The sequence below is a fragment of the Sorangium sp. So ce124 genome (assembly GCF_051525235.1).
Lineage (GTDB): Bacteria > Myxococcota_A > Polyangia > Polyangiales > Polyangiaceae > Sorangium > Sorangium atrum.
Genome location: NZ_CP150312.1, coordinates 5,194,043 through 5,215,018, shown reverse-complemented (window position 1 = coordinate 5,215,018; position 20,976 = coordinate 5,194,043). Strand labels below are relative to the sequence as shown.

Annotated in this window: 18 protein-coding genes; 9 read left to right on the top strand and 9 right to left on the bottom strand. The window is 69.3% G+C overall.

Annotated features, from left to right (window positions below; genetic code table 11):
- Positions 1–4 precede the first annotated feature (4 nt).
- Positions 5–319, bottom strand: a complete 315-nt coding sequence (minE, locus tag WMF19_RS19480; protein ID WP_437330091.1) for a cell division topological specificity factor MinE — start codon at positions 317–319, stop codon at positions 5–7.
- A 12-nt stretch (positions 320–331) separates the two neighbouring features.
- Positions 332–1,159 carry a septum site-determining protein MinD gene (gene minD / locus WMF19_RS19475; RefSeq protein WP_272098776.1) on the bottom strand — a complete coding sequence of 276 codons (828 nt, stop codon included), beginning with the start codon at positions 1,157–1,159 and terminating at the stop codon, positions 332–334.
- Between the two features lie 469 nt (positions 1,160–1,628).
- Between minD and WMF19_RS19470 the strand changes: the two genes are divergently transcribed.
- The 4 genes from WMF19_RS19470 (at position 1,629) to WMF19_RS19455 (ending at position 6,757) form a co-directional block, all read left to right on the top strand.
- On the top strand, positions 1,629–3,266 hold the full coding sequence (locus WMF19_RS19470) for a DUF1592 domain-containing protein (RefSeq protein WP_437900471.1): 1,638 nt from the start codon (positions 1,629–1,631) through the stop codon (positions 3,264–3,266).
- Positions 3,266–4,708 (top strand): DUF1552 domain-containing protein, encoded by a 1,443-nt coding sequence (locus WMF19_RS19465; protein WP_437900470.1) that lies wholly within the window; start codon positions 3,266–3,268, stop codon positions 4,706–4,708. The genes WMF19_RS19470 and WMF19_RS19465 overlap by 1 nt, the downstream gene beginning before the upstream one ends.
- A gap of 371 nt (positions 4,709–5,079) precedes the next feature.
- Positions 5,080–6,243, top strand: coding sequence for a sugar ABC transporter substrate-binding protein (locus WMF19_RS19460; protein WP_437900469.1), 1,164 nt, complete (start codon positions 5,080–5,082; stop codon positions 6,241–6,243).
- Between the two features lie 76 nt (positions 6,244–6,319).
- Complete coding sequence (locus WMF19_RS19455) at positions 6,320–6,757, top strand: NADAR family protein (RefSeq protein WP_437872756.1); 438 nt, start codon at positions 6,320–6,322, stop codon at positions 6,755–6,757.
- Positions 6,758–6,832: 75 nt separating this feature from the next.
- Here the strand turns inward: WMF19_RS19455 and WMF19_RS19450 are convergent, their stop codons facing one another.
- Complete coding sequence (locus WMF19_RS19450; protein ID WP_437900468.1) at positions 6,833–7,525, bottom strand: hypothetical protein; 693 nt, start codon at positions 7,523–7,525, stop codon at positions 6,833–6,835.
- Positions 7,526–7,634: 109 nt separating this feature from the next.
- On the opposite strand from WMF19_RS19450, the gene WMF19_RS19445 reads away from it, so the two are divergent.
- Complete coding sequence (locus tag WMF19_RS19445) at positions 7,635–8,600, top strand: DUF4423 domain-containing protein (RefSeq protein WP_437900467.1); 966 nt, start codon at positions 7,635–7,637, stop codon at positions 8,598–8,600.
- Positions 8,601–8,683: 83 nt separating this feature from the next.
- On the opposite strand, the gene WMF19_RS19440 is transcribed toward WMF19_RS19445, so the two are convergent.
- Positions 8,684–9,355: a cyclase family protein gene (locus WMF19_RS19440; protein WP_437900466.1), complete on the bottom strand. Its 672-nt coding sequence runs from the start codon at positions 9,353–9,355 to the stop codon at positions 8,684–8,686.
- 325 nt (positions 9,356–9,680) lie between these two features.
- Between WMF19_RS19440 and WMF19_RS19435 the strand changes: the two genes are divergently transcribed.
- The gene (locus WMF19_RS19435) at positions 9,681–11,423 is read left to right on the top strand and encodes an ABC transporter substrate-binding protein (protein ID WP_437901647.1); all 1,743 of its coding nucleotides are present in this window, start codon (positions 9,681–9,683) and stop codon (positions 11,421–11,423) included.
- 6 nt (positions 11,424–11,429) lie between these two features.
- On the opposite strand, the gene minC is transcribed toward WMF19_RS19435, so the two are convergent.
- Positions 11,430–12,269, bottom strand: a complete 840-nt coding sequence (gene minC, locus WMF19_RS19430; RefSeq protein ID WP_437900465.1) for a septum site-determining protein MinC — start codon at positions 12,267–12,269, stop codon at positions 11,430–11,432.
- Between the two features lie 180 nt (positions 12,270–12,449).
- On the opposite strand from minC, the gene WMF19_RS19425 reads away from it, so the two are divergent.
- Entirely contained in the window at positions 12,450–13,238 is a 789-nt protein-coding gene (locus WMF19_RS19425; RefSeq protein ID WP_437900464.1) for a hypothetical protein, read from the top strand.
- A gap of 6 nt (positions 13,239–13,244) precedes the next feature.
- Here the strand turns inward: WMF19_RS19425 and WMF19_RS19420 are convergent, their stop codons facing one another.
- The 4 genes from WMF19_RS19420 to WMF19_RS19405 form a co-directional block, all read right to left on the bottom strand.
- On the bottom strand, positions 13,245–15,641 hold the full coding sequence (locus tag WMF19_RS19420; protein ID WP_437900463.1) for an OTU domain-containing protein: 2,397 nt from the start codon (positions 15,639–15,641) through the stop codon (positions 13,245–13,247).
- 192 nt (positions 15,642–15,833) lie between these two features.
- Positions 15,834–16,406: a hypothetical protein gene (locus tag WMF19_RS19415; protein ID WP_272098671.1), complete on the bottom strand. Its 573-nt coding sequence runs from the start codon at positions 16,404–16,406 to the stop codon at positions 15,834–15,836.
- 2 nt (positions 16,407–16,408) lie between these two features.
- Positions 16,409–17,767: a hypothetical protein gene (locus tag WMF19_RS19410; RefSeq protein ID WP_437900462.1), complete on the bottom strand. Its 1,359-nt coding sequence runs from the start codon at positions 17,765–17,767 to the stop codon at positions 16,409–16,411.
- Positions 17,764–18,711 (bottom strand): hypothetical protein, encoded by a 948-nt coding sequence (locus tag WMF19_RS19405; protein WP_437900461.1) that lies wholly within the window; start codon positions 18,709–18,711, stop codon positions 17,764–17,766. The genes WMF19_RS19410 and WMF19_RS19405 overlap by 4 nt, the downstream gene beginning before the upstream one ends.
- 161 nt (positions 18,712–18,872) lie before the next feature.
- Between WMF19_RS19405 and WMF19_RS19400 the strand changes: the two genes are divergently transcribed.
- A complete protein-coding gene (locus tag WMF19_RS19400; RefSeq protein WP_437900460.1) occupies positions 18,873–19,724 on the top strand; it encodes a DUF350 domain-containing protein in 852 nt (283 codons plus the stop codon).
- Positions 19,721–20,965, top strand: a complete 1,245-nt coding sequence (locus WMF19_RS19395; protein ID WP_437900459.1) for a glutathionylspermidine synthase family protein — start codon at positions 19,721–19,723, stop codon at positions 20,963–20,965. Before WMF19_RS19400 ends, WMF19_RS19395 begins: the two co-directional genes overlap by 4 nt.
- Positions 20,966–20,976 lie beyond the last annotated feature (11 nt).

Sequence of the window (20,976 nt, the reverse complement as noted above, 5' to 3'; positions counted from 1 at the left end):
CGCGTCAGCAGTTCCGCGCGGCCGGGGCGCTCGCCCGGGTCGCCGCGGCGCGCACCGCCGCCTTCTCCGACTCGGAGAGCACGACGTTCAGCTCGAGCACGTCGCAATCGCCGCTCCGCTCGACGTTCACGCTCACCTGGTCCAGGTCGATCCGCTCGTACTTCGAGATCACCTGGAGCAGCTCCTGCTTGAGCCGCGGCAGGTAGTCCGGCTCGCCCGTCGGGCGCACGCGCTCGCGCGCCACGATGATCTGCAGACGCTCCTTCGCCACGCTGGCCGACTTCGGCTGCGACTTACGGAAATAGTCCATGATCGACATGGCAGAACTCCCTCAGACGGTCGCCGCCTGGCCGCCAAAAATCCGGCTGAAGAACCCCTTCTTGGCCGGCTCCAGGAAGCGGTGGGGGCGGTCCGCGCCAAGGAAGCGCTGGACCACGTCGAGGTAGGCCTGCGCCGCGTCGCTCGTCGGATCGAGGACCACGGGCGTCCCGGCGTTCGACGCCTGGAGCACCGCCGGCGACTCCGGGATCACGCCGAGCAGCGGGATGCCGAGGAGCTCCAGCACGTCCTGGTGCGCCAGCATCTCGCCCTTGGCGACGCGCGCCGGCGCGTACCGCGTGAGCAGGAGGTGCGTCTTCACCGGCGGCTCGCCGAGCTCCGCCCTGCGGGTCTTCGCGTCCAGGAGGCCGAGCACGCGGTCCGAGTCCCGCACCGAGGAGACCTCGGGGTTCGTCACCACGATCGCCTCGTCGGCGAAATACATCGCCATCTGCGCGCCCCACTCGATGCCCGCCGGCGAGTCGCAGAAGATGTACTCGAAGCCCGCGCCCCGCAGCTCGTCGAGGATGCGCCCGACGCCGTCGAGCGTGAGGGCGTCCTTGTCCCGCGTCTGCGACGCGGGGAGCACGTAGAGCGAATCGAGCCTCTTGTCGCGGATCACCGCCTGACGGAGCGTCGCCTCTCCGCGGATCACGTTGACGAGATCGTAGACCACGCGCCGCTCGCACCCCATCACGAGATCGAGGTTGCGGAGCCCCACATCGAAGTCGATGGCGATCGTCTTGCAACCGACGGCCGCGATGCCGGACGCGAGGTTTGCGGTCGTGGTGGTCTTGCCGACTCCGCCTTTGCCCGAGGTGACGACGACTACCTTTGACACCAGAAACCTCCTTGAGATGGTTCGAGAGACGTGGTCTGTCCTACGGCCGAGCCCGCGCGGATGCCCGCCTCCCGGCGTTGAGGGGGCGGCGTCGACGTGATGGGAGCTCGGCGCCCGCCCGATTCCATCGAGGCCGGGGACGCGCTCGACTGGGTACGTCATCACGAACCGAACGAACAACTTTTTCGCGACGAAACTTGCAGCGTACCCCGGCCGGCGATCTGGATCCAAGTTACCTACATGTAGGTACACTGGCGGCGGCGAGTGCGCGCCGGGCGGGCGGCGATTCGACGAGCTGGACCACGTGGCGGCTCACTTCCTTGTTCATCACCTCAAGCACGATATCGTCGCAGATGAGCAGATCGACGATCGCGAGAGCGATTATCCGGCGTCGCGTGGGCTGGTTCGCAGGCGCGCCGAGAGAGCACGCGCGGTTGCAGCCGGGAGCGCTTGCGCGCATAAATGAACCATGGGTCGATCACTTGGTTATCATTCTTACGGGACCATGCTGGCGATGGCGCTGGCAGCGGTCGCCGGCTGCACGGGAGACGTAGGAGATCCCGACGCTGCCGGGACGGGCGGAGGCGGCGTCACGCTGCCCGATGGGACGGAGAGCGCGAGCCTCCTCCCAGCGCGCATCCGCCGGCTCACCAACGCCGAGTACGCCGCCTCGGCGCGCGCGCTGACAGGGACCACCACCAACCCGAGCGAGGGATTCGCGCCGGATTCGCGGCAAGACGGCTTCACGGTCAACGACGCGCAGCGCGTCGATCCGGTGCTGGCGAAGCAGCTCGCCGCCGCGGCGGAGGCGCTCGCGGCCGAGGTGAAGGGCAAGGTGGCGGAGCTCGCCCCCTGCGCCGATCCGGGGACGCAGGCGGAGAGCTGCGCCAGGGCGTTCATCACGTCGTTCGGCGGGCGCGCCTACCGCCGCCCGCTCGACGCGGCGGAGGCCGACGCGCTGCTCGCTGTCTATCAGGTCGGCGCGAAGGGCGCGTCCTACGCGGACGGCATCGAGCTCGTCGCGCGCGCGGTCCTGCAGTCGCCAGGCTTTCTCTACCTGACCGAGATCGGCGATGGATCCGGCGGAGATGCGCTGGCGCTGACTCCCCATGAGCTGGCGAGCTCCCTCTCCTACCTCATCACCGCTGGCCCGCCCGATGATGCGCTGATGGAGGCCGCGGTCGCGGGCGCGCTGTCGACCCCCGAGGGCCGGGAGGCCGAGGTGCGCCGGCTGCTCCAGACGTCGGCGGCGCGCGAGCGCATCGTGCGGGTCGTCCGCGAGTGGCTCGGCGTCGACCGGATCGCGATGACGGCGAAGGACTCGAACGTCTACGGCGACTTCGCCGGCGCCAGGGCCTCGATGGAGCGCGAGACGGAGGACTTCGTGACAGAGGTCCTGATGAACTCCACCGGGACGGTCGGCGAGCTCCTGGGCGCCGACTGGAGCGTCATCGATCAGCCGCTCATGAGCGTGTACGGCGCCGCCAGCACGGGGCGCGTGTCGTTCTCCGATCGCCGGGGGATCCTCAACCAGGGCGCGTTCCTCTCCGTGTATGCGCACGCCACGGAGACCGCGCCCGTGCTGCGCGGGGTGACCGTCCTGCGCCGCGTCGCCTGCATCGACATCCCGTCGCCGACCGAGCTGAACATCAACGTCGTCCCGCCGGTGCCGGATCCGAGCAAGACGACGCGGCAGCGCTTCGAGATCCACTCCACCGACGCGGAGTGCAAGGGGTGCCACAACAGCATCGATCCGATCGGGTTCTCGTTCGAGCGGTTCGACGGCATGGGCAAGGTCCGCGAGAAGGACAACGGGACCGACGTCGATAGCGCCGTCAGCGTCGCGATCGGCGTCGATTTCGACGGTGCGTACGCCGACAGCAACGCCCTCGCGCAGGCCCTGTCCACGAGCCCGACGGTGCGCTCGTGCTTCGCCCGCAACGTGTTCCGCGCCTCGGTGGGCCGCAGCGGCAAGGCCGCCGCGGAGAGCGAGGAGTCGTTCTTGAAGGCATGGCAGGCCGTCCCTGAGGCAGAGCAGGGCAAGCTCGTCGAAACGCTGATCACCTACGTCAAGAGCAGTCTCTTCAGCCATCGGAGGCCCCAGTGATGCGCCGGTCGACCCGCCGTACGTTCCTTCGCGCCGTGGGGGCGAGCCTCGCGACGCTTCCCTTCGTCAACATGCTGGCGGACTCCGTCGCCCAGGCGGGCGGCGAGGAGCTGCCGCTCAAGTTCGTCGCCGTCTATCACCCCCACGGCATCGCCGCCGAGTACTGGGCCATGCGCGCGGGGGACACGGAGACGAGCTTCGACATCGCGTACGAGAACTGCTCTCTCCAGCCGTTCGATGACCCGGCGACCTACGGCCGGAGCTTCAAGGACAAGATCCTCGTCGTCGAGGGCATCGACCACCTGTCGAACGCCAACGGGCACGACTCGGCCGGCACGATGCTGACCGGCAGCCGCATCGACGGGAAGAAGCCGCTCAACCTCTCGCTCGACCAGTACCTCGCCGTGGAGAGGGGCCTCGGCGCGGACACGCGCATCACGAGCGTCGCGCTCGGGGTGGGCATGGACGGGACCGAGTCCGGGCAGACGCTGTCCTTCGGCGCGGGCGGCGCGCCGCTGCCGAAGATCATCCACCCGGTGGAGGCGTTCAACCTGCTGTTCGCGGGCCTCGTCGTGGGCGACGACCCCGAGGCCCAGGCCCGCGCGGCCCGGCAGCGCGAGCTCGGCCAGAGCGTCATCGACTTCGTGAAGGGCGACATCAACCGCCTGCGCACGCGCCTCGCGCCCGCCGAGCAGCAGAAGCTCGACCAGCACCTGACGTCGCTCCGCGAGCTGGAGAAGCAGTACGCCGCGCCCTCGGCCGGCGGGCCGGCGTGCGTCGTGCCGCCCCAGCCCGACGCGTCGAAGTTCCCGTCGGTGAAGCAGTACAACGGCGGCGAGCCCTACTTCGACGCCATCACCGACGCGCACGTCGACCTCCTGGCGCAGGCGCTCGCCTGCGGCGTCACGCGCTTCGCCACGCTGTTCATGAACGACCTGTCCTACGCGAACAACCCGCTCGGGCTGCCGACGGACAACCACGGATCGGTCGCGCACACGTACGACGCCTCGCCGGTCGGCAACAACGGTCGCCCCGGCGCTGGCAACCCTGAAACATGGGCGCCGCTCGCGAAGTTCAACCGGTACAGCTACTCGAAGATCGCGCGCCTCATGCAGCGGCTCGACGAGCTCGGCGCCCTCGACAGCACGCTGATCTACGCGTCGAGCGACATGGGGAACCCCGCCCTGCACAGCACGCGCAACGTGCCGACGCTGCTGGCGGGCGGGGCGAACGCGAAGTTCAAGATGGGCCGGCGCATCAAGCTCAAGGCGGACTGCCCTGCCGACGCGCCGTGGTGCGGCGAGAGCGACGCCACGTTCACGCCCGTCACGAACAGCCGGATCCTCGTGTCGATCGCCCAGGCGTTCGGCGTCGAGATCGAGTCGTTCGGCTCCCAGCCCGACCCGGCGCTCACCACGGGCGCGCTCAGCGAGCTCACGTAAGCATTCTCCACCTCCTTCCTCGACGGGCGGCGCGCTGGCCGAGGCGCGCCGTCGGCGCGAGGCGAGGTGTGTAATCGCGCTTTCATGGCGCCCCTGCGCGCGGCGCCTTCAGCCGAGAGCTCCCACCTCGCCCTCACGCCACTCCTCATCGGCGATTTTCCGTGCCTATTGACAGTCACTTCGTCGACGTCGTATCTCAAAATTGCAAACATGGGTTTCAGGACGCCCACGACGTTGCAATGCGCCCGTCGAACCGACATGGTGCTCGTTTATCGCAGATGTCCGCTCCGCTGTACGGAGACCAGGACGCTTGTGGGACTCGCGTCCCAGATCTCGGCATCGTGCTCGCCGGCCGCCGAGGAGGGAATGTCATGAAGATGACGGGACGATGCTGGATGACGGCCCTCGGGCTCATGCTGATGACGGCGGCGTGCGCGGCAGAGGACGCCGCCCAGTCGGACAAGCCGACCGAGGAGATCGCGCTGATCAAGCGAGAGCGGAGCCCGATCACCGAGTTCACGCCAAGGCAGCTCGAGGAGACCGTCGACAACCTCATCGGCGCGATCAACCAGAGCGGGCTCAAGCCGATCCAGATGGTGGTCCTGCTGAAGCACCTCTCCACCTTCTTCGAGCCGATCGCCACCGGCGCCAACCGAGCCATGGGCGAGCTCGAGGCCGTGGGGAACGTGCTCGGCCCCAGCACGCAGATGAACACGGACGACGGCGCGGCGTCGCAGAACCTCCAGAATCAACAGATCGCGAACGCGATAGAGGATGGCGCCCAGGGCATCGGCGTATCGCCCTACGATTTCCTCAACGAGGCCTCCATCAATGAGGCCGCGGCGCAGGGGCTCCACGTGGTGACGTTCGACACCGACCTGAAGGACTCGGGGCGCACGCTCTACGTCGGCGCCATACAGAAGTCCGCCGGCAAGTTGGCGGCGGAGACCCTGATAAGCCGTATACCGAAAGGGCCAGGCACGGTCGTGGTCCACGGCGACACGTCAACGCAGTGGTACGACGGGTCCCAGCGAACGTTCGGTGTCCTGGAGGCGCTCGGGGCGGCCGGCTACACGGCCCAGGTGGTCCAGGCCGTCTTCATCAACGGCCAGGAAGGCTTTGACGTCGATCAGATGAAGACCCAGATCCTGAACGCGGACCCGCCCGTCGTGGGCATGCTCGGCGTGTTCAACATCTCGTATCGCTGCGTGATGGCCGCAGACGCCGCCAACAGGCCGGACATCCCCATCGTCGCGTTCGACTTCGATTCGAAGACCGTTGAATACATGCAGAAGAAGCGCATCAAGGCCACGGTCGTCCAGCGTCAGTACTATGAGGGGTACCTCGTGCCCTACATTCTCTATGGCATCCAGCACATCGGCCTCGATGCGACGAAGGCGATCCTGAGCCCGCTGATGACAGACGAGAACCAGATGCCCGACGAGCACCGGGTCAACCTCGGCGTCGATGTGGTCCCCGCGGAGAAGGTCCAGGCCTACAACGACTTCCTCGACCAGATCGGCTCGATCCAGTAGCGGCGCCGTGGACGGCGGCGGGCTCGCGGCGAGGTTCCACCCCGGTGCCGCGGGGGCCGTGGGGTAGACTGGGCTCATGACCGTCATCCGCTTCTATCGCTCCGGCGACGCGCACGGGTTCTTCTCCAACTTCTCGCGCCACCCGGTCACGCTCAAAGGCAAGGTGTGGCCGACGAGCGAGCACTACTTCCAGGCCCAGAAGTTCCCCGGCACCGAGCACGAGGAGGCGATCCGCAACGCCTCCGGCCCCGGCGAGGCGGCCCGCATGGGCCGGCAGCGAAGCCGCCCGCTGCGCCCCGACTGGGAGCAGGTCAAAGACGATGTCATGCGCGAGGTGGTGCTGGCGAAGTTCACCCAGCACGAGGATCTCCGGCGCGCCCTGCTCGACACCGGGGACGCGGAGCTCGTCGAGCACACCGCGAACGACGCCTACTGGGCCGACGGCGGCGACGGGAGCGGGCGGAACATGCTGGGCATCATCCTGATGGAGGTCCGCGCGCAGCTGCGCCGCTGACGCGTCAGGGCGGCCATCGCTCCTCGGACGGCCTGGGGTCGCGAAGATGGCTGTCGTGCGACCCTGGCTCCGCGATCAGAACTGCGCCACGCCGAACTGCCGCGCGGAGACCGACCCGTCCGGCCCGCTCCCGGTCGGGTGACTCTCTGCGATCCCGCTGATCGCGCCGGAGACCGCGCCGCTGCTCAGCGCGCCGCTCAGGTACACGGTGACCGCCTTGAACTCCGCGGGATCGACCTCGGTGACCTCGTACGAGCCCTGGAGCGCGGAGAGATCGATCTTGTAAAAGAAGCTGGCAGCGTCGACCCGCGGGACCCTGAGCGTGACCGCGAACGATTCGTCGAACGCGCCGTCCTCGGTCGAGAAGGCCAGCGGGACGTCGATCTGCAGGTGATCCGAGCAATCCAATGCGAGCGCCGGCTCGGCGCCGCTCGAATCGCCGCCCTCTGCCACCGTCGATCGCACGAAGCGCGCGGCGATGAGCTCGCCGACAGAGACGGTCGCCGTCGTGCTGCCGCCCTTCGCCCACGTGAGCGGGGCGGAGCGCTCTCCGGAGATCTCCGTGAGCGCCGCTCGCGCCGAGAAGCCCAGCGGGGAGACGTCGTCTGCGCCGATGTCCTCCTTCTCCTCGTCGCACCCGCCCTCCGCTCCGTGGACTCCGCCGATCTGGCCGCCCTGCGGCGCGCCGCCAGCGCCATCGACGCACCCGAAGAGCCCGACGCTCGTCGCCACCGCGACCACCCAAGAAAGCCAACGCCGCTCGCGCATGTTCACGACCTCCTGCGGCGTACCTTGCGTTCGTTGTCGACGCGACGCCAGGTCAGCTTCGCACATTCCATAGGGCAAATTGGCCTCTATATGTGCGAATCTGCGGTACGTGGACCATGAATCCATTGCAAAGGAGCTGATCCGCGCCCTGCGCGGTCGGCGCTCGCAGCTGGCCTTCAGCCGCCGGCTCGGCTTCCGCACCAACGTCGTTTACACGTGGGAGTCCGGCAGGCGCTGGCCGACCGCGGCCACCTTCCTCGTCGCCGCGCGGCGCGCGGGGGTCGACGTCGCGGGGGCGGTGAGGCGCTTCTTCCCATCGCTGCCCGCGTGGCTCGCGCGCACCGATCCGGCGTCGGCCGAGGGCGTCGCGGCGCTCCTCTCGGAGATGCGCTCCATGTCGCCCATCGTCGACGTGGCGCGGCGCGCGGGCAGGAGCCGCTACGCGGTCGCGCGCTGGCTCTCGGGCGAGGCCGAGCCGCGGCTGCCGGACTTCCTGCGGATGGTCGAGGCCTGCTCGCTGCGCCTCCTCGATTTCGTGGCGCTCTTCGCCGACCCGGCGGCGCTCCCGGCCGCGAGCGCGGCGTGGCGCACGCTCGAGGCCCAGCGCCGCGCCGTTTACGAGGAGCCGCTGCTCCCCGCCGTCCTGCTCGCGCTGGAGCTGCCGGCCTACCGGGCGCTCCCGCGCCACGAGCCGGGGTGGATCGCGCGGCGGCTCGGGTTCCCCGTCGAGGACGAGGCGCGCTGCCTGGATCGGCTCGCGGAGGCCGGCCAGATCCGGAGGAGCCGCGGCCGGTGGATCGTCGCGCCGATCCGGACGGTGGACACGCGCCCGGATCCGGATGCGGAGCACCGGCTCAAGTGCTTCTGGGCCGGCGTCGGGCTGGCGCGGCTCACGCGCAAGGCCGAGGGGCGCTTCTCGTTCAACGTCTTCACGGTCTCCGCGGCCGATCTCGAGAAGCTCTCCGAGCTCCACGTGAGCTATTTCCAGAACATGCGCGCGGTGATCGCCGAGTCGCGGCCTCCCGAGCGCGTCGTCGCCGTGAACCTGCAGCTCTTCCCGCTCGACGGGGGCTGAGCCGGCTGCGGACACCGCGCCGCCGCGCCGCCGCTCCAGGAAAGCCCACGCCGTGCCCGCTTCCACCGAGCGGCCTGCGCGGCTCACACGATGGCGAACGCCCGGACCGGGAACGTGCCGAAGGCGCGGACCTTCACCGGGACGGCGAAGAGGCGGGCTCCGGCGGCGGGGAGCTGATCGAGCCCCGTCATGTGCTCGCAGATCGGGATGTCCGCTCCGAGCAGGAGGGAGTGGACTGGCCGCGCGGGATCGGCCGTGTCGTCGATATTGTAGGTGTCGACGCCCACGAACACGACGCCTGCGCCGGCCAGGAGCCGCGCCGCGTCCCGCGTCAGGTACGGGTGTCCTTCGAAATAGCGGTCCGTGCGCCAGTGAGCGCTCCAGCCCGTGCGCACGAGGACGGCCTTCCCGGCGAGATCGAGCCCGTCGAAGGCGTCGGCGTCGATCGCCCGCCCGGACCGGCCCCGCGCCTCGACCACAACGCTCTCCAGATCGGCCAGCGATTCGAGCGGCAAGCCGGCGAGATCCTTGCCGTTTGCGTAGCGATGAAACGGACTGTCCACGTAGGTGCCCGTGTTTGCGACCATGTCGATTCGGCCAATGTGGAATTCGACGCCTTCCGCGTAAACGCCGCGGGACTGCTCGCGCGAAAGGAAATCGCAGACGACGGGCGCCGGGACGCCCTTGTACGTCGTCATGCCGTGCTCGACGGTGTGGCTCAGATCGACGAGTTTTCGTGAGACGGGGGTGGTCACGGTCCGCTCCTCGGGAGGGGCTCCGCGCGGCGGCGCCTCCTGTGCGCCCGGTCGGGGCCCCGAGCCATCGCCAGTTTCGCGGGAGGACGCGAGGAGATCCAGAAATCGGGCGCGAGCCGGTCGAGTTGACATGTGCTCACATGCGCCGATAGAGTGCGAGCGCGGCGACACCTGGCCCGATGCTTCACGGGGGCGAGCGTCGTGCCTGGGTGCCTCGACGGGCGCGGGTCCGGGCGTCGTCGCTGGAGTGGTCACGGGAACGGAGCGTCGCGGGGGGGTCGAGATCGCCCGCGTGGAGAGGTGGATGTCTGGGATGAGTCGAACCATGCCGCGCCGCGCGTTCGTCCTGTCGGCGCTGCTGCTGTCCACCTGCGCCGCGGCGGGCTGTCGTTCGAAGAATGGCAGCGAGAACCCGTCCGCCGCGCCGGAGCGGGCGGCGACGCCGGGGGGGTCGGCGCAGGAGGCGGGGGCCGCCTCCGCGCAGCAGCCCCCGCCGAAGCGGGCCGCGGTGGTCACGATCGCGAGGGAGCAGCAGGCCACCTGGGTGCGCAACTTCAACCCCCTGCTCCCCGAGGGGAGCGCGCGCTTCCCGACGGTCGCCGGCATCTACGAGCCGTTGCTCGTCTACAACACGATGCGGAGCGAGTACACGCCGTGGCTCGCGACGAGCTACGCGTGGAGCGACGCGAACAAGAAGCTCACCTTCACGACCCGCACCGGCGTCAAGTGGTCGGACGGACAGGCGTTCTCGGCGAGGGACGTCGCGTTCACGTTCGCGCTCATCAAGAAGCACGCGGCGCTCGATCTCGCGGGGGTCTGGCGGTTCCTCGGCGCCGTGACGGCGATCGACGATACCACCGTCGAGTTCGTACTGAGGCGCCCTTATGTGCCCGGGCTCAGCTACATCGGCCATCAGCCGATCGTGCCGGAGCACGTGTGGAAGGAAGTCGCGGACCCCGTCACGTTCGCGAACGAGAACCCCGTGGCGACAGGGCCCTTCACCGAGGTGAAGGTCTTCCAGAACCAGGTGTACGAGCTCGGAAAGAACCCGCGCTACTGGCAGGAGGGCAAGCCGGCGGTCGACGGGCTGCGCTTCCCGGCGTATCCGAGCAACGACCAGGTGACCCTGGCGCTCGTCAACGGCGAGATCGACTGGGCGGGCGCCTTCGTGCCGGACATCGAGCGGGTCTTCGTCGCCAAGGATCCGGCGAACCATCATTACTGGTTCCCGCTCGTCGGGGGCACCGCCACGCTGTACCCGAACGCCACGAAGAAGCCGTTCGACGACGTGCGGGTGCGCAAGGCCATCAGCATGGCGATCGACCGCGACCAGATCGTCAAGCTCGCGGCGGACAACTACACGCATGGCGCGGACGCGACGGGGCTGGACGACTCCTACGAGCGGTTCCGCAGCGACAAGGCGGTGGAGGCGGGCGACTGGGTGAAGTTCGATCCGCAGCGGGCGAACCAGATCCTCGACGAGGCGGGCTATCCGAGGGGCGCGGACGGGATCCGGACGAGGCTCGGCAAGCCGATGCACTTCGACATCAACGTCGTCAGCGGCTGGTCCGACTGGGTCCGCGCGGTGCAGATCATCACGCAGAACCTGGAGAGCGTGGGTATCGCCGCGTCGATGAAGACATATGACTTCAGCGCGTTTTACGCGGCGCTGCAGAGGGGCCTGTTCGATCTGTCGATGGGCTGGACCAGCGTCGAGCCCACGCCGTACAATTTTTATCGCGATCTGATGAGCGCAGATCTCGTGAAGCCGCTCGGCGAGGTGGCGCCGCGCAACTGGCACCGTTTCGGCGCAAGGGAGGCCGACGTGCTGTTCCACGCGTTCGAGTCCGCGACGGCCCCTGTCGATCAGAAGCGCATCCTGGACGGGCTGCAGATGATCTTCGTGCAGGCCGCGCCGGTGATCCCGCTCTTCAACAACCCGTCGTGGGGCGAGTACAGCACGAAGCGGTTCACCGGCTTCCCGACGATGGAGAACCCGTACGCGAAGCTGACGCCGAACAACCCGCCGGAGTACCTGCTCGTCCTGACCGAGCTCCGGCCAAGGTGACGCGCCCTAGAGGCGTGTGACCACGAGGCCGTCGTTCTGCACCGAGATGCGGGCGGGCTTGCCGCGGTGCTCGTCGGGGATCTCGTCGGCCATGAGGTAGCGGCCGGCGATCGAGACGAACTCCGCCTCGAGGCTCATGCAGAAGATGCTCGCGTCCGCGTTGTTGTGGGCGCCGGCCATGGCGCGGCCGCGGAGCGGCGCATAGACATGGATGTTGTCGTTCGCGATGAGCTCCGCGCCCGAGCTGACAGGCGAGAGGACCACGAGGTCGCCGTGCGGCACATAGATGACCTGCCCGCTGCGCACCGGCTGCCGCACGGTGAGCCCTGCCGGCGGCGGCTCCCCGGCCGCGTCCGGCGCCGGGGCGGCGTCCCTCGGGCGCCGGGCGGGCCCCACCGGCCCCGCCGTGGCATTCCCTGGCGCGCCGCGGTCTGGCGCGGGCCCCACGGCCACGGGGCCCGGCGTGGGGGTGCTCCCCTCGGCCGACCCGGCCTGGCGCGACGAGCGCGTGAGCGGCGTCCGCAGCACGCCGAGGCCGGCGGCGACGGCCCGCTCGCGCTGGGCGTCCGTCGGGTTGCGCACGGCGATGGGCACGAGGTTGTGCTTCCTCAGCAGCCCGGCGAGGGCGCCGAGGTCGACGGGCTCGTCGCCGAGCTCCGCCAGGTCGAGCAGGATCGGCAGGTGCAGGAAGAAGTGCGGCATCTGCGAGATGTGGTCGGCGAGCTGACGCTCGACGGCCGAGACATTCGCCGTCTTCAGACAGAGCATCGTGATGGCAGGCATCGTGCCCTTGAGCGCAAACGCCTGCTGCTCCTGCCGCTTCTCCCCTCGCCTGCCCGACACCATCGCTGTCCTCGCTCGCAAAAAGGTGCTCCCGCGGCGGCACTGTAACCCGGATCCGGCGGCTCGCGCGGGAAAAACCGGTAGGCGCTCCGGGCCTCGCCGCGCGGGCGGCGCGTCGCTGCGTGCGGCCGGCGCGCCGCTGCTTGGCTGGCCGCCTTACGCGGTGCTAACGGTGGTTTGGCCATGCCGACCGCACGCCGCGCCTCCGTACTGCGGCTCGACCCCCCTCCCAGCTCGTTCTCCGGCTCTTCCTCTCCCGCGTCCCCGCGCGCGACCCTCCGGCCGGTCGACGCGCTCGATCGCCACTTCGCGCTGGAGGTCCCGCGCGTGTTCTCCGAGGCGGAGCGCGCAGCGCTCGTCGCGGGGGTCCGCGCGGCCCGCTCCGAGTGGACTGCCGACTTCGGAGGCGAGCAGTTCTCGCTGGGGCGCGCCTTCTACACGCACCTGGAGACGGGGCGCTCGCGCCTCTATTTCGCCGATGCGGCCGCCTCGGATGCGCGCGTCGAGCGGCACCTCCCCGGGCTCCAGCGCAGGATGCGCGAGCTCGTCGCGGCGCTCACCGGCGGGCTCGCGCAGCCCCGGCGCGGCTTCTGCGGGCCAGGCGTCCACATCTTCCCTGCCGGAGAGAAGGTCGCGCGCGAGGGCGGCGTCGTCCACTTCGACACGGAGGGGCTCTCCGACTACCACCTTGCCCGCCGGCTCCGCGCGATTACCGTCGTCGTGATGCTGGAGCTCCCGGATGAGGACGGCGGGCTCAAGCTGTGGGACGTCCTCTACGACGGGCGAGACGACCCGGGCGACGAGGCGGTCTTCGCGCGGAGCCTCGTCGCCGGCTACAGCCCTGGCGGCGCGCTGGTCATCGACAGCTACCGCCTGCACCAGATACAGCCGTTCCCGGGCGACCGCGACCGCATCTCCGCGACGGTGCACGCCGCCGAGATCGACAGCGGCCGCTGGGAGACGTGGTTTTAGAGCCGGCTACCTCTCCTTCATGAGCTCGTAGTGGTAGCCGTTGTGGTAGAGCCGGATCGTGTTTCCCCCGTTCGCGTTGTAGACGATCGGCGCGTCGTAATTCACCGAGTAGACCTCGATTCGCCTCCCGAGCGTGAGGCTCAGGGCGGCAATCTCGAGGTCGCCGCCCCACGCGCCGTCCTTACTCATATATCCAAGATAGTCGAGCTGCGCCTTCTTCGAGCCCCACCACGCCGTGTCAAAGTGGAGGATCATGAAGCTGATGGCCTGGCGCCGCAGGGCAGCCGCGCGCAGATCGAGCGGCTCGAGTCCGGCGAGCGCCTGCGCGATCGCGAGGAAGAGGCAGTTGCCGCCGCCGTCGTTGGGGATCGTCTTCCAGGTGTTCGCGAGCTTGTCCGAGAGCTTCAGCGTCTGCCTCTCGGACTTCGTGGTGGGCTTCGGGAGCCTGTCTGGATCGATCTCTCTCTTGGCCTTGGAGATCTCCCCACCGACCTCTTGGATGAGCTTGGCGACCCACCCCGGCAGCTGCAGCCCGACGCTCCGCCTCCGCGGGGCGAAGGTCAGATCCCGGCCCGAGATCTTGAGCGAGGGCGCGTAGGGATCGCGGTCACGCTCGTAGATGAGGCTCCGGAGATCGGAGAGCTGGGCGAAGTCGATGAGCAGCTCGGCGTTCGCGATCAGCGCGTTCAGCGTGGAGGAGAGCTCACGGTACATCTCCAGCTCGCTCTCCTTGGGCGCCACGACGGCCTTCGCGGCCTTGAGCACCTCGACGAGCTTGCGCGCACCGACGAACTTTTTGGTCGGACCGCGGTAGATCTCCGCGTAGATCTTCGTCACGGTCGACTGCTGTTCCTCCTCCGTCTTCGGGCGGTTCTTCAGGGCGCGCCGCGCTTCCTTGTATCCGTCGACGTCGCTCTTGGCGGCGGTGGGGTCGCCTGTCAGCGCTGGGGCGATGAGCTGCACGGGGCGGACGGCGAAGATGTGGTAGTTGGGCACCTTGATGCCCTTGAACCCCTGCTCGTCGCCGAGATCGAACTTCCCTCCCCGGGGCGTGCCGGCGAGCACGAGCATCCTCTCGAAGCCCGACGAGGTGGTCACCTTGCCGCCCCTCCCCTCGAGCACGTAATCGATGTAAACGGTAGGGATGCCCATGAACGCGGGGGCCTCGAGCATCCCGCTGCGCATACCGATCATGGTCAGACGGTCGCGGAGCCGGCTGTAGAGGTAGAGGTAACCGTAGAGCTGCTCGTTCAGGGTCAGCGTCGATCCCGTGGTCTCGATGGCGCGATTCCACCACTGCATCATGTCGTGGACGCCCTTCTTCCACACGTTCTTCGGCGTGACCTCGCCCTCGTAGGTGACGTGCTTGAAGACGCGATCGCCCAGCAGGAAGATGTGCGGAGGGTTCTTCTGCATGGAGAGGTACTCCACGACCTGCCGGACCATCTGCTTGCGCGTGTCGAGCTCGGGGTGGGCCCCGCCGGGCAGACCGCCGGTCGATCGCAGGAGGAAGAGCACGACGGGCCGATCGCCCCCGTACGCCTCGCCGGCAATCTCGTCGATGACCCTGTGGATCTGCCCCCGGCGGGAGGACGAGACGCCGTCGGTGAAGGTGGGCACGGCGATCCCGTCGCGGAAGGCGGCGAAGCCTAGATCGTTGATGCAGCTCGCCACGACCCGCGTCGCATCGCTGGCGAGGAGGCACGGGACGTTGAGCTTGCTCCGGCTGACCGCGGCCTCCACGTCGCGCACCTTGAGCAGGCTGATGCGAAACGACTCGATCCCGCAGTCGATGTAGAAGCGGGCCATGTCGAGGGCCTTCTTCTGCATCAGCCCGACCGGCGCCGTCTTTCCCACCTTGCTGTAGGCCTCGGGGTAGTAAGCGTCGTCCCAGCAGATCTCGATCCGTAGCCAGGGCAGGATCTTCAGCGTCAGGGCAATGGCGTACCGATCTCCGGACTGGTGGGCCGCCTGGCGAAGGAACATCTGCGGCTGGCGGAGCGGCTTGACCTTCGGCGGCAGCACGAGGAACGCGTTCACCGGTGACTCGGCGAGTAGCGGGAGCAACCGCTCGTCCACGCCCAGCGACGAGGGGCGCTCGCCGGGATCCTCGCGCCAGGAGCATTCGATCGTGAGAGAACAGTCCATCCGCATGGACGCCATCAACACGGGCCTCATCCCCGACTCGCGGACGATCGCGTCGGCCATGACGCGATCGGTTGGGGAGAGCTTCACCCCCTGGCACGAGACGCCGCTCACCGTGATGAGGCCCGGCAGGAGACCCGTTGCGTAGATCAAGCCGACGGCGCGGCGGAGGCTGCTCCCGAGATCCCCTGGTTCCAGGTAGATCCGGATCCTGAGCGGTCCCCCCGGGCGGTTCCCGAAGACGGCGACGATCAACATGTGGCTCCGGCCGACTATAGAGCATCGGCCGGGACCGCGTCCCATGCGCTGCGGAGACCCAGCGCCAGCGCCGGTTGCAGCTCCAGGCTGCGTCCCTTCGACGCGCAGGTGGTGCCCGCAGCGCGGCGGCCATCGCCTGGCAGAGTTGCTGCGCGAGGACGTCCGGGCGGCGGATCCTGCGCAGACCCCGCGCTACACGATCTTCCGCAGATAATGGAACTTGGGATCCGTCAGATCGTCGGCCGTCAGCGCCCACCCCTCGTCCCGCGGGATCAGGTAGATGACATCCGATTTGACGCTGGCGAAGCTCACGTGACCGAGGTTCTGGAGGATGTGGCCAAACACGTCGCGGCGCCACAGGCGATCCTTGGGGATGTCGCAGACCGTGCGGAGCATCCGATCCGTGGGTGAGCCCTGGATCAGCAGGAACGCCATCGTGAAGGTCAGGTAGCGGGGCTGGCCGCGGTACGGATCCGGCGTCCCCGATGGCCCCTTGCGCGCGCCCTCCTCCGTGATCATGCCGCGGGACCACATGCCGTAATCGTTGAGCGCCCGGGAGTCGTCGTCGAAGTAGTCCCAGCACCCCTTCTCGATGGCGTGCAGATTGGACAGCAGCGCCATCTGCGCGCGGCGGTACTGGTACCACTTGTATTGCAGGCTCATCTTCTCGAACTGGACCTGGACGGCCTCGTGCAGCGTGCGCTGCAGCGTGCTCCCGGGGTCCATGCGCGCGCACACCTCCATCGCGAAGATCGAGTGCTCCACGGTCAGCCTCCGTATCCGCCCGAAGCCCGGTTCCACGAACCGCTCCGGCTGAGGGCCGCGCCGAGGATCACGCCGGTGCCGAGCGCCACGACGACTGGCACCGTCCCGAAGCCGTCCGGGATCGGCGACACCCCGCTCGACGCGGTGCCGCTCGAGAACGGCGTCGCGCGCTGCGTCGGCACGTACGATTTGCCCGGCCTCGGCGCGCTCGGCTCGACCGGCGCCGGGCGAGGGGCTGGCCCCCACGGATAATCCATCCAGAACCAGCCGTGCGACGCGGCGCGGCCGCCGTAGTAGTAGGGAGGCCAATCCTCCGTCTCGTTCGCGGGCTTCGACTCCGTCGCGTCGGCGCCGAAGACGCTCGCGGCCATCAACGCGACGTCGAGGCGGCGCGACCGGAACGCAACGAAGTCGTCGTTGAGGTCGTCGGACTCGGTCGTGTCCCTCTCCGTGGGCACGATGACCAGCACATGGCGAACTCCCCTGTCCCAGAGCGCATCGGCGGACGGCAGCCTCGCGACATGCCGGTTGTCGAATTGCGCCGCGTCGTCCGAATAGGGCGAGAGCCGCTGCCGATCGAGGACGAACATCGTCGCGCGGGGGCCGGGAACCGAGCGGGCGAAGAGCGGCTGGTAGTACGCCGCCGCGGCGAGCGTCAGGTGCGCCTTGACGACGCCCCGCGGGTGCGGCCAGTTGTCGAACGTGAACACCGGGTCGAACGCCTCCGCCGCGCCGGCGGCAAAGGCGACCGACTCGGGGCCGTCGAGATCCACGATGACCGCGATGTCGCGGCGGAGGCCGCTGTCCGTCCGGGCGGCGAGGAGCAGCGACGCGAGCGCCTTGCCGCTCCGGTAGGCGCGGTCCATCGCAGGCGTGAAGATCGGCCGGAGCACGTCGCCGAGCGGCGTGATGGGCGCCGGATCCCCCTCGGCGACGAGCGTTGGCACGGCCGACGGCGACTCGAACAGCGCGGGCACGTAGTAGGCGCGCGCGCCCTCGTCCGCCGGCCTGAGGTCGGTGGACATCCTCGCGAGCGCGGCCCGGTCGAACGGCTTCTTCGACTCGCCGTCGAACGTCACGCTCTCCTGCGCGGCGCCGAAGCTCCAGCCGAACGTCCGCTGCATGTCGAGCGCCCGCTTCCTCTGCACCGCTGTCTCGTCGTCCGAGCACCCGTCCGCGGCCACGGCGATCGCGGCGGCCACTCCGACGAGCCCGACCGCGCCGAGCGCGGCCAGGATCGCGTTCCGCCGCGACGCGTCCTTCGGCGCGTCGGCCAGGCCCTTGTGCCACCAGCGCGCCCCGACGATCCCGGGCTTGTCGAGCACCTCGGCGCGCTCGAACGGCTCGTCCAGCCGGCTCACGCGGAGGCCTCCCCGGCGCCTTGCGGCGCACGCCCGGTCGGCGCCGCTGGCGCGAGCGGCGCGGCCCCTGCCGCCCTGGCGTGATCGCGCCGGAGCGCCTCGATGAACTCCGGCGTGAAGGTGCCGTCGATGCGCAATGAATACCTGAAGTACGGGTCCGCCTCGACGCCGTGGTAATCGTGATCGTTGAACCAGTAGGCCCGGCCGGCGACCGCCGTCTTCCGCCGCGCCCGCTCGTCCCACAGGAACAGGCGCTTGTTGCCCGCAGGACAGAGCGTGATGAAGTGGTCGGGCTCGCTGTCGGGCGCTCTCCCCTCCGGCGCTCTCCCCTCCCCCGGCGCTCTCCCCTCCCCGTCGTGGTGCACCGTGCCGTGATCGTTGGCCTCGAGACCCATGATGTTGCAGCGCCCAATCGACGAGAACGGCAGGCGCTTCACGTAGGCGATCGTCCTCGGGAAGAACGATCGCGCCAGCCGGGTGAAGTCCTTGCCTTCACTCCTGCTCTTGTCGCTCCAATATCGGTTCGGGATGAGCTCGACATAGACCTTCCAGGGGAAGTACACCCCATGGCGGAACTTGAGCCACAGCATCTGCCGCCGCGAGAGCGGGATCTCACGCTCCTCACCGAACTCGAGCGCGGCGCGCGCGGAACGATCGATCGACGATGGGTCGTCCGAGAGGCGCTGGAACGTGGCGAACTCCTCGTCGCCGAGGCCGCGGATCACCTCGCCGTAGTCGGCGAACGCCTCGCCCAGGCGCGACGGCGGCATGATGCCCATCGTGCGGTGGCTGCCGCCGGTGTAATCGATCGGCACCTGCGTGAGCCCGAGGCAGATCTCCTCGTGGATCTCGTCGAGCGGGGCGAGGTCGAGGTACGGCTCGAGATCGATATAGGGTCGCGCGAAGATGCCCTGGATGCCGGAGTCACAAGGAGGTTCGACCATGGGTCCGCCGCCGGAGCCGGGGCGTCACCGCCCCGCAGGCCTACCCATATCACAAAGCGCACGGCGCCCCGCAAAAGCCCGAAACCCGACTGCGCATCGCGGCGGCGTGACGCGAGACCTTGGGCTTGTGGGGGCGCGGCGCGTTCTGTAGCGTGCGTCCCATGGATCTGTCCTACGTCATGGGGTTCGGGCTGGGCACCACGCTCGCTCTGCTCGCCCTGCTGCGCATCGGGCAGAGGGTCTTCTCACCGGCGCACACGGTCGCCCGCGATCTCACCGAGAGCAACGCCGCCCGCCGGCTGCTCACCGTGGGCCAGGTCCTCGCGGTGTTCCTCGTCGCCGCGAACGCCGTGAAGAACTGCCTCGAGGGCGAGGGCTTCGCGCGCGACCTCCTCTGGGTGGGCGCGTTCGCCGTCGTGGGCCTGCTCCTCGTGCTCGCGACCGGCCACCTCGGGATCCGCCTTCTGCTCAGGGCGCGGCTCCCGGCCGAGATCGAGCGCGGCAACGCGGCCGCGGGGCTCGCGGCGGGCGCGCACTACGTGGCGACCGGGCTCATCACCTCGCGCGCGATCGCGGGCAAGGATCTCGGCGATCTCGCGATCTCCCTCGGCTTCTTCCTCCTCGCGCAGATCACGCTGCACGTGTTCATCTCGCTCTTCCGGGCGCTCACCACGTACGATGACGCCGAGCAGATCCAGGGAGAGAACCTCGCCGCCGCGCTGAGCTACGCCGGCGCCTCGATCGCGGTGGCCATCATCATCGCGCGGGCGCTGGAGGGCGACTTCGAGGGTCTCTTCATCTCGCTGAAGGGCTATGGCGGCGTGCTGCTCTATCTGTTCGCCCTCTACCCTGTGCGGCAGCTCCTCGTGCAGAGCGTGCTGCTCGGCGCGCCGCTCGCGCTGCGCGGCGGCCGCCTCGACGCGGGCATCGCGGCCGACCGCAACGAGGGGCTCGGCGCGCTCGAGGCGGCGACCTACCTCGCGACCTCGATCGCCATCGCGCGCCTCCTATGACCTCCGCTGACCGCGCCTACGACGCCTTCGCCGCGAAGATCGTCGACACGGGCCTCATCACCGACCCCTGGTTCGACGGGGCCCCGCGCTTCCGCGAGGAGCCGGTGTTCGTCACCGCCGCCGAGCAGCGCGCCCTGTACCGCGCCGCCGAGGAGGTCGCGGCGGTCTACAACGAGCTTTGCCTGATCGTCGCGGACGAGCCGTCGCTGCTCGACGACTTCTTCTGTCTGACGCCCTGTCAGAAGGCGATGTGGCTCTCGTCACAGCCGCTGTGGCACGGCATCGCGCGCGCCGACGTCTTCCTGACGGACGAGGGCCCGGCGATCGCCGAGCTGAACTGCGACACGCCGACGGGCGAGGCGGAGGCGGTCGTGCTGAGCGCGCTCGCGGCGCCGGACCACCCGGGCGCGCGCGATCCCAACGGCGAGCTCGGCGCCCGGTTCTGCGCGATGGTGGACGAGGTCGCCCGCGCGCTCCTCGGCGAGGCCGCGACGCGGCGCCTCGGCCTCGTTTATCCGACGGAGTTCACCGAGGACCTCTCGGTCATCCGCCTCTACAGGCGCTGGCTCACGGAGCGCGGGTATTCCGTGCTCCTCGGCTCGCCGTACAACCTCGGCCACGACGATCGCGGCCTGTCGCTCTTCGACGCCCCCTTCTCGGTCCTGCTGCGCCATTACAAGACGGATTGGTGGGGAGAGCGCTCGAGCGTGTGGACCGACGAGCAGATCCCCGACGCCGAGCCGCTCGCCGGCCCGCTCGGCGCCGTGCTGTCCGCCGCGGCCGACGGGCGCGCGGCGATCCTGAACCCGCTCGGCGCCGTGCTGCCGCAGAACAAACGCTCGATGGCGTTCATGTGGGAGCACCTCCATCGCTTCTCGCCGCACGCGCAGTCGGTGATCCAGCGTCACGTCCCGGTGACGTCGCGGCTGGAGACGGTGCACCCCGAGCTGCTCCTCGCGCAGCGCGAGGAGTGGGTCCTGAAGAGCGATTACGGCGCCGAGGGAGAAGAGGTGATCCTCGGGCGCCACACCCCCGACGATGTCTGGCGCGCGTCCCTGGCCAAGGCCCGGGAGGGGCGGTGGATCGCGCAGCGGTACTTCGCCGCCCTGGAGAACGCGCGGCGCGAGTCGGTCAACTACGGCATCTATCTAATTGCCGGCGAGGCGTGCGGCGTCTACGCGCGCGTCCAGGCCGGGATGACGGACGCGGCAGCGCTGAGCGCGCCGGCGCTGGTGCGGTAGGAGCGGACGCG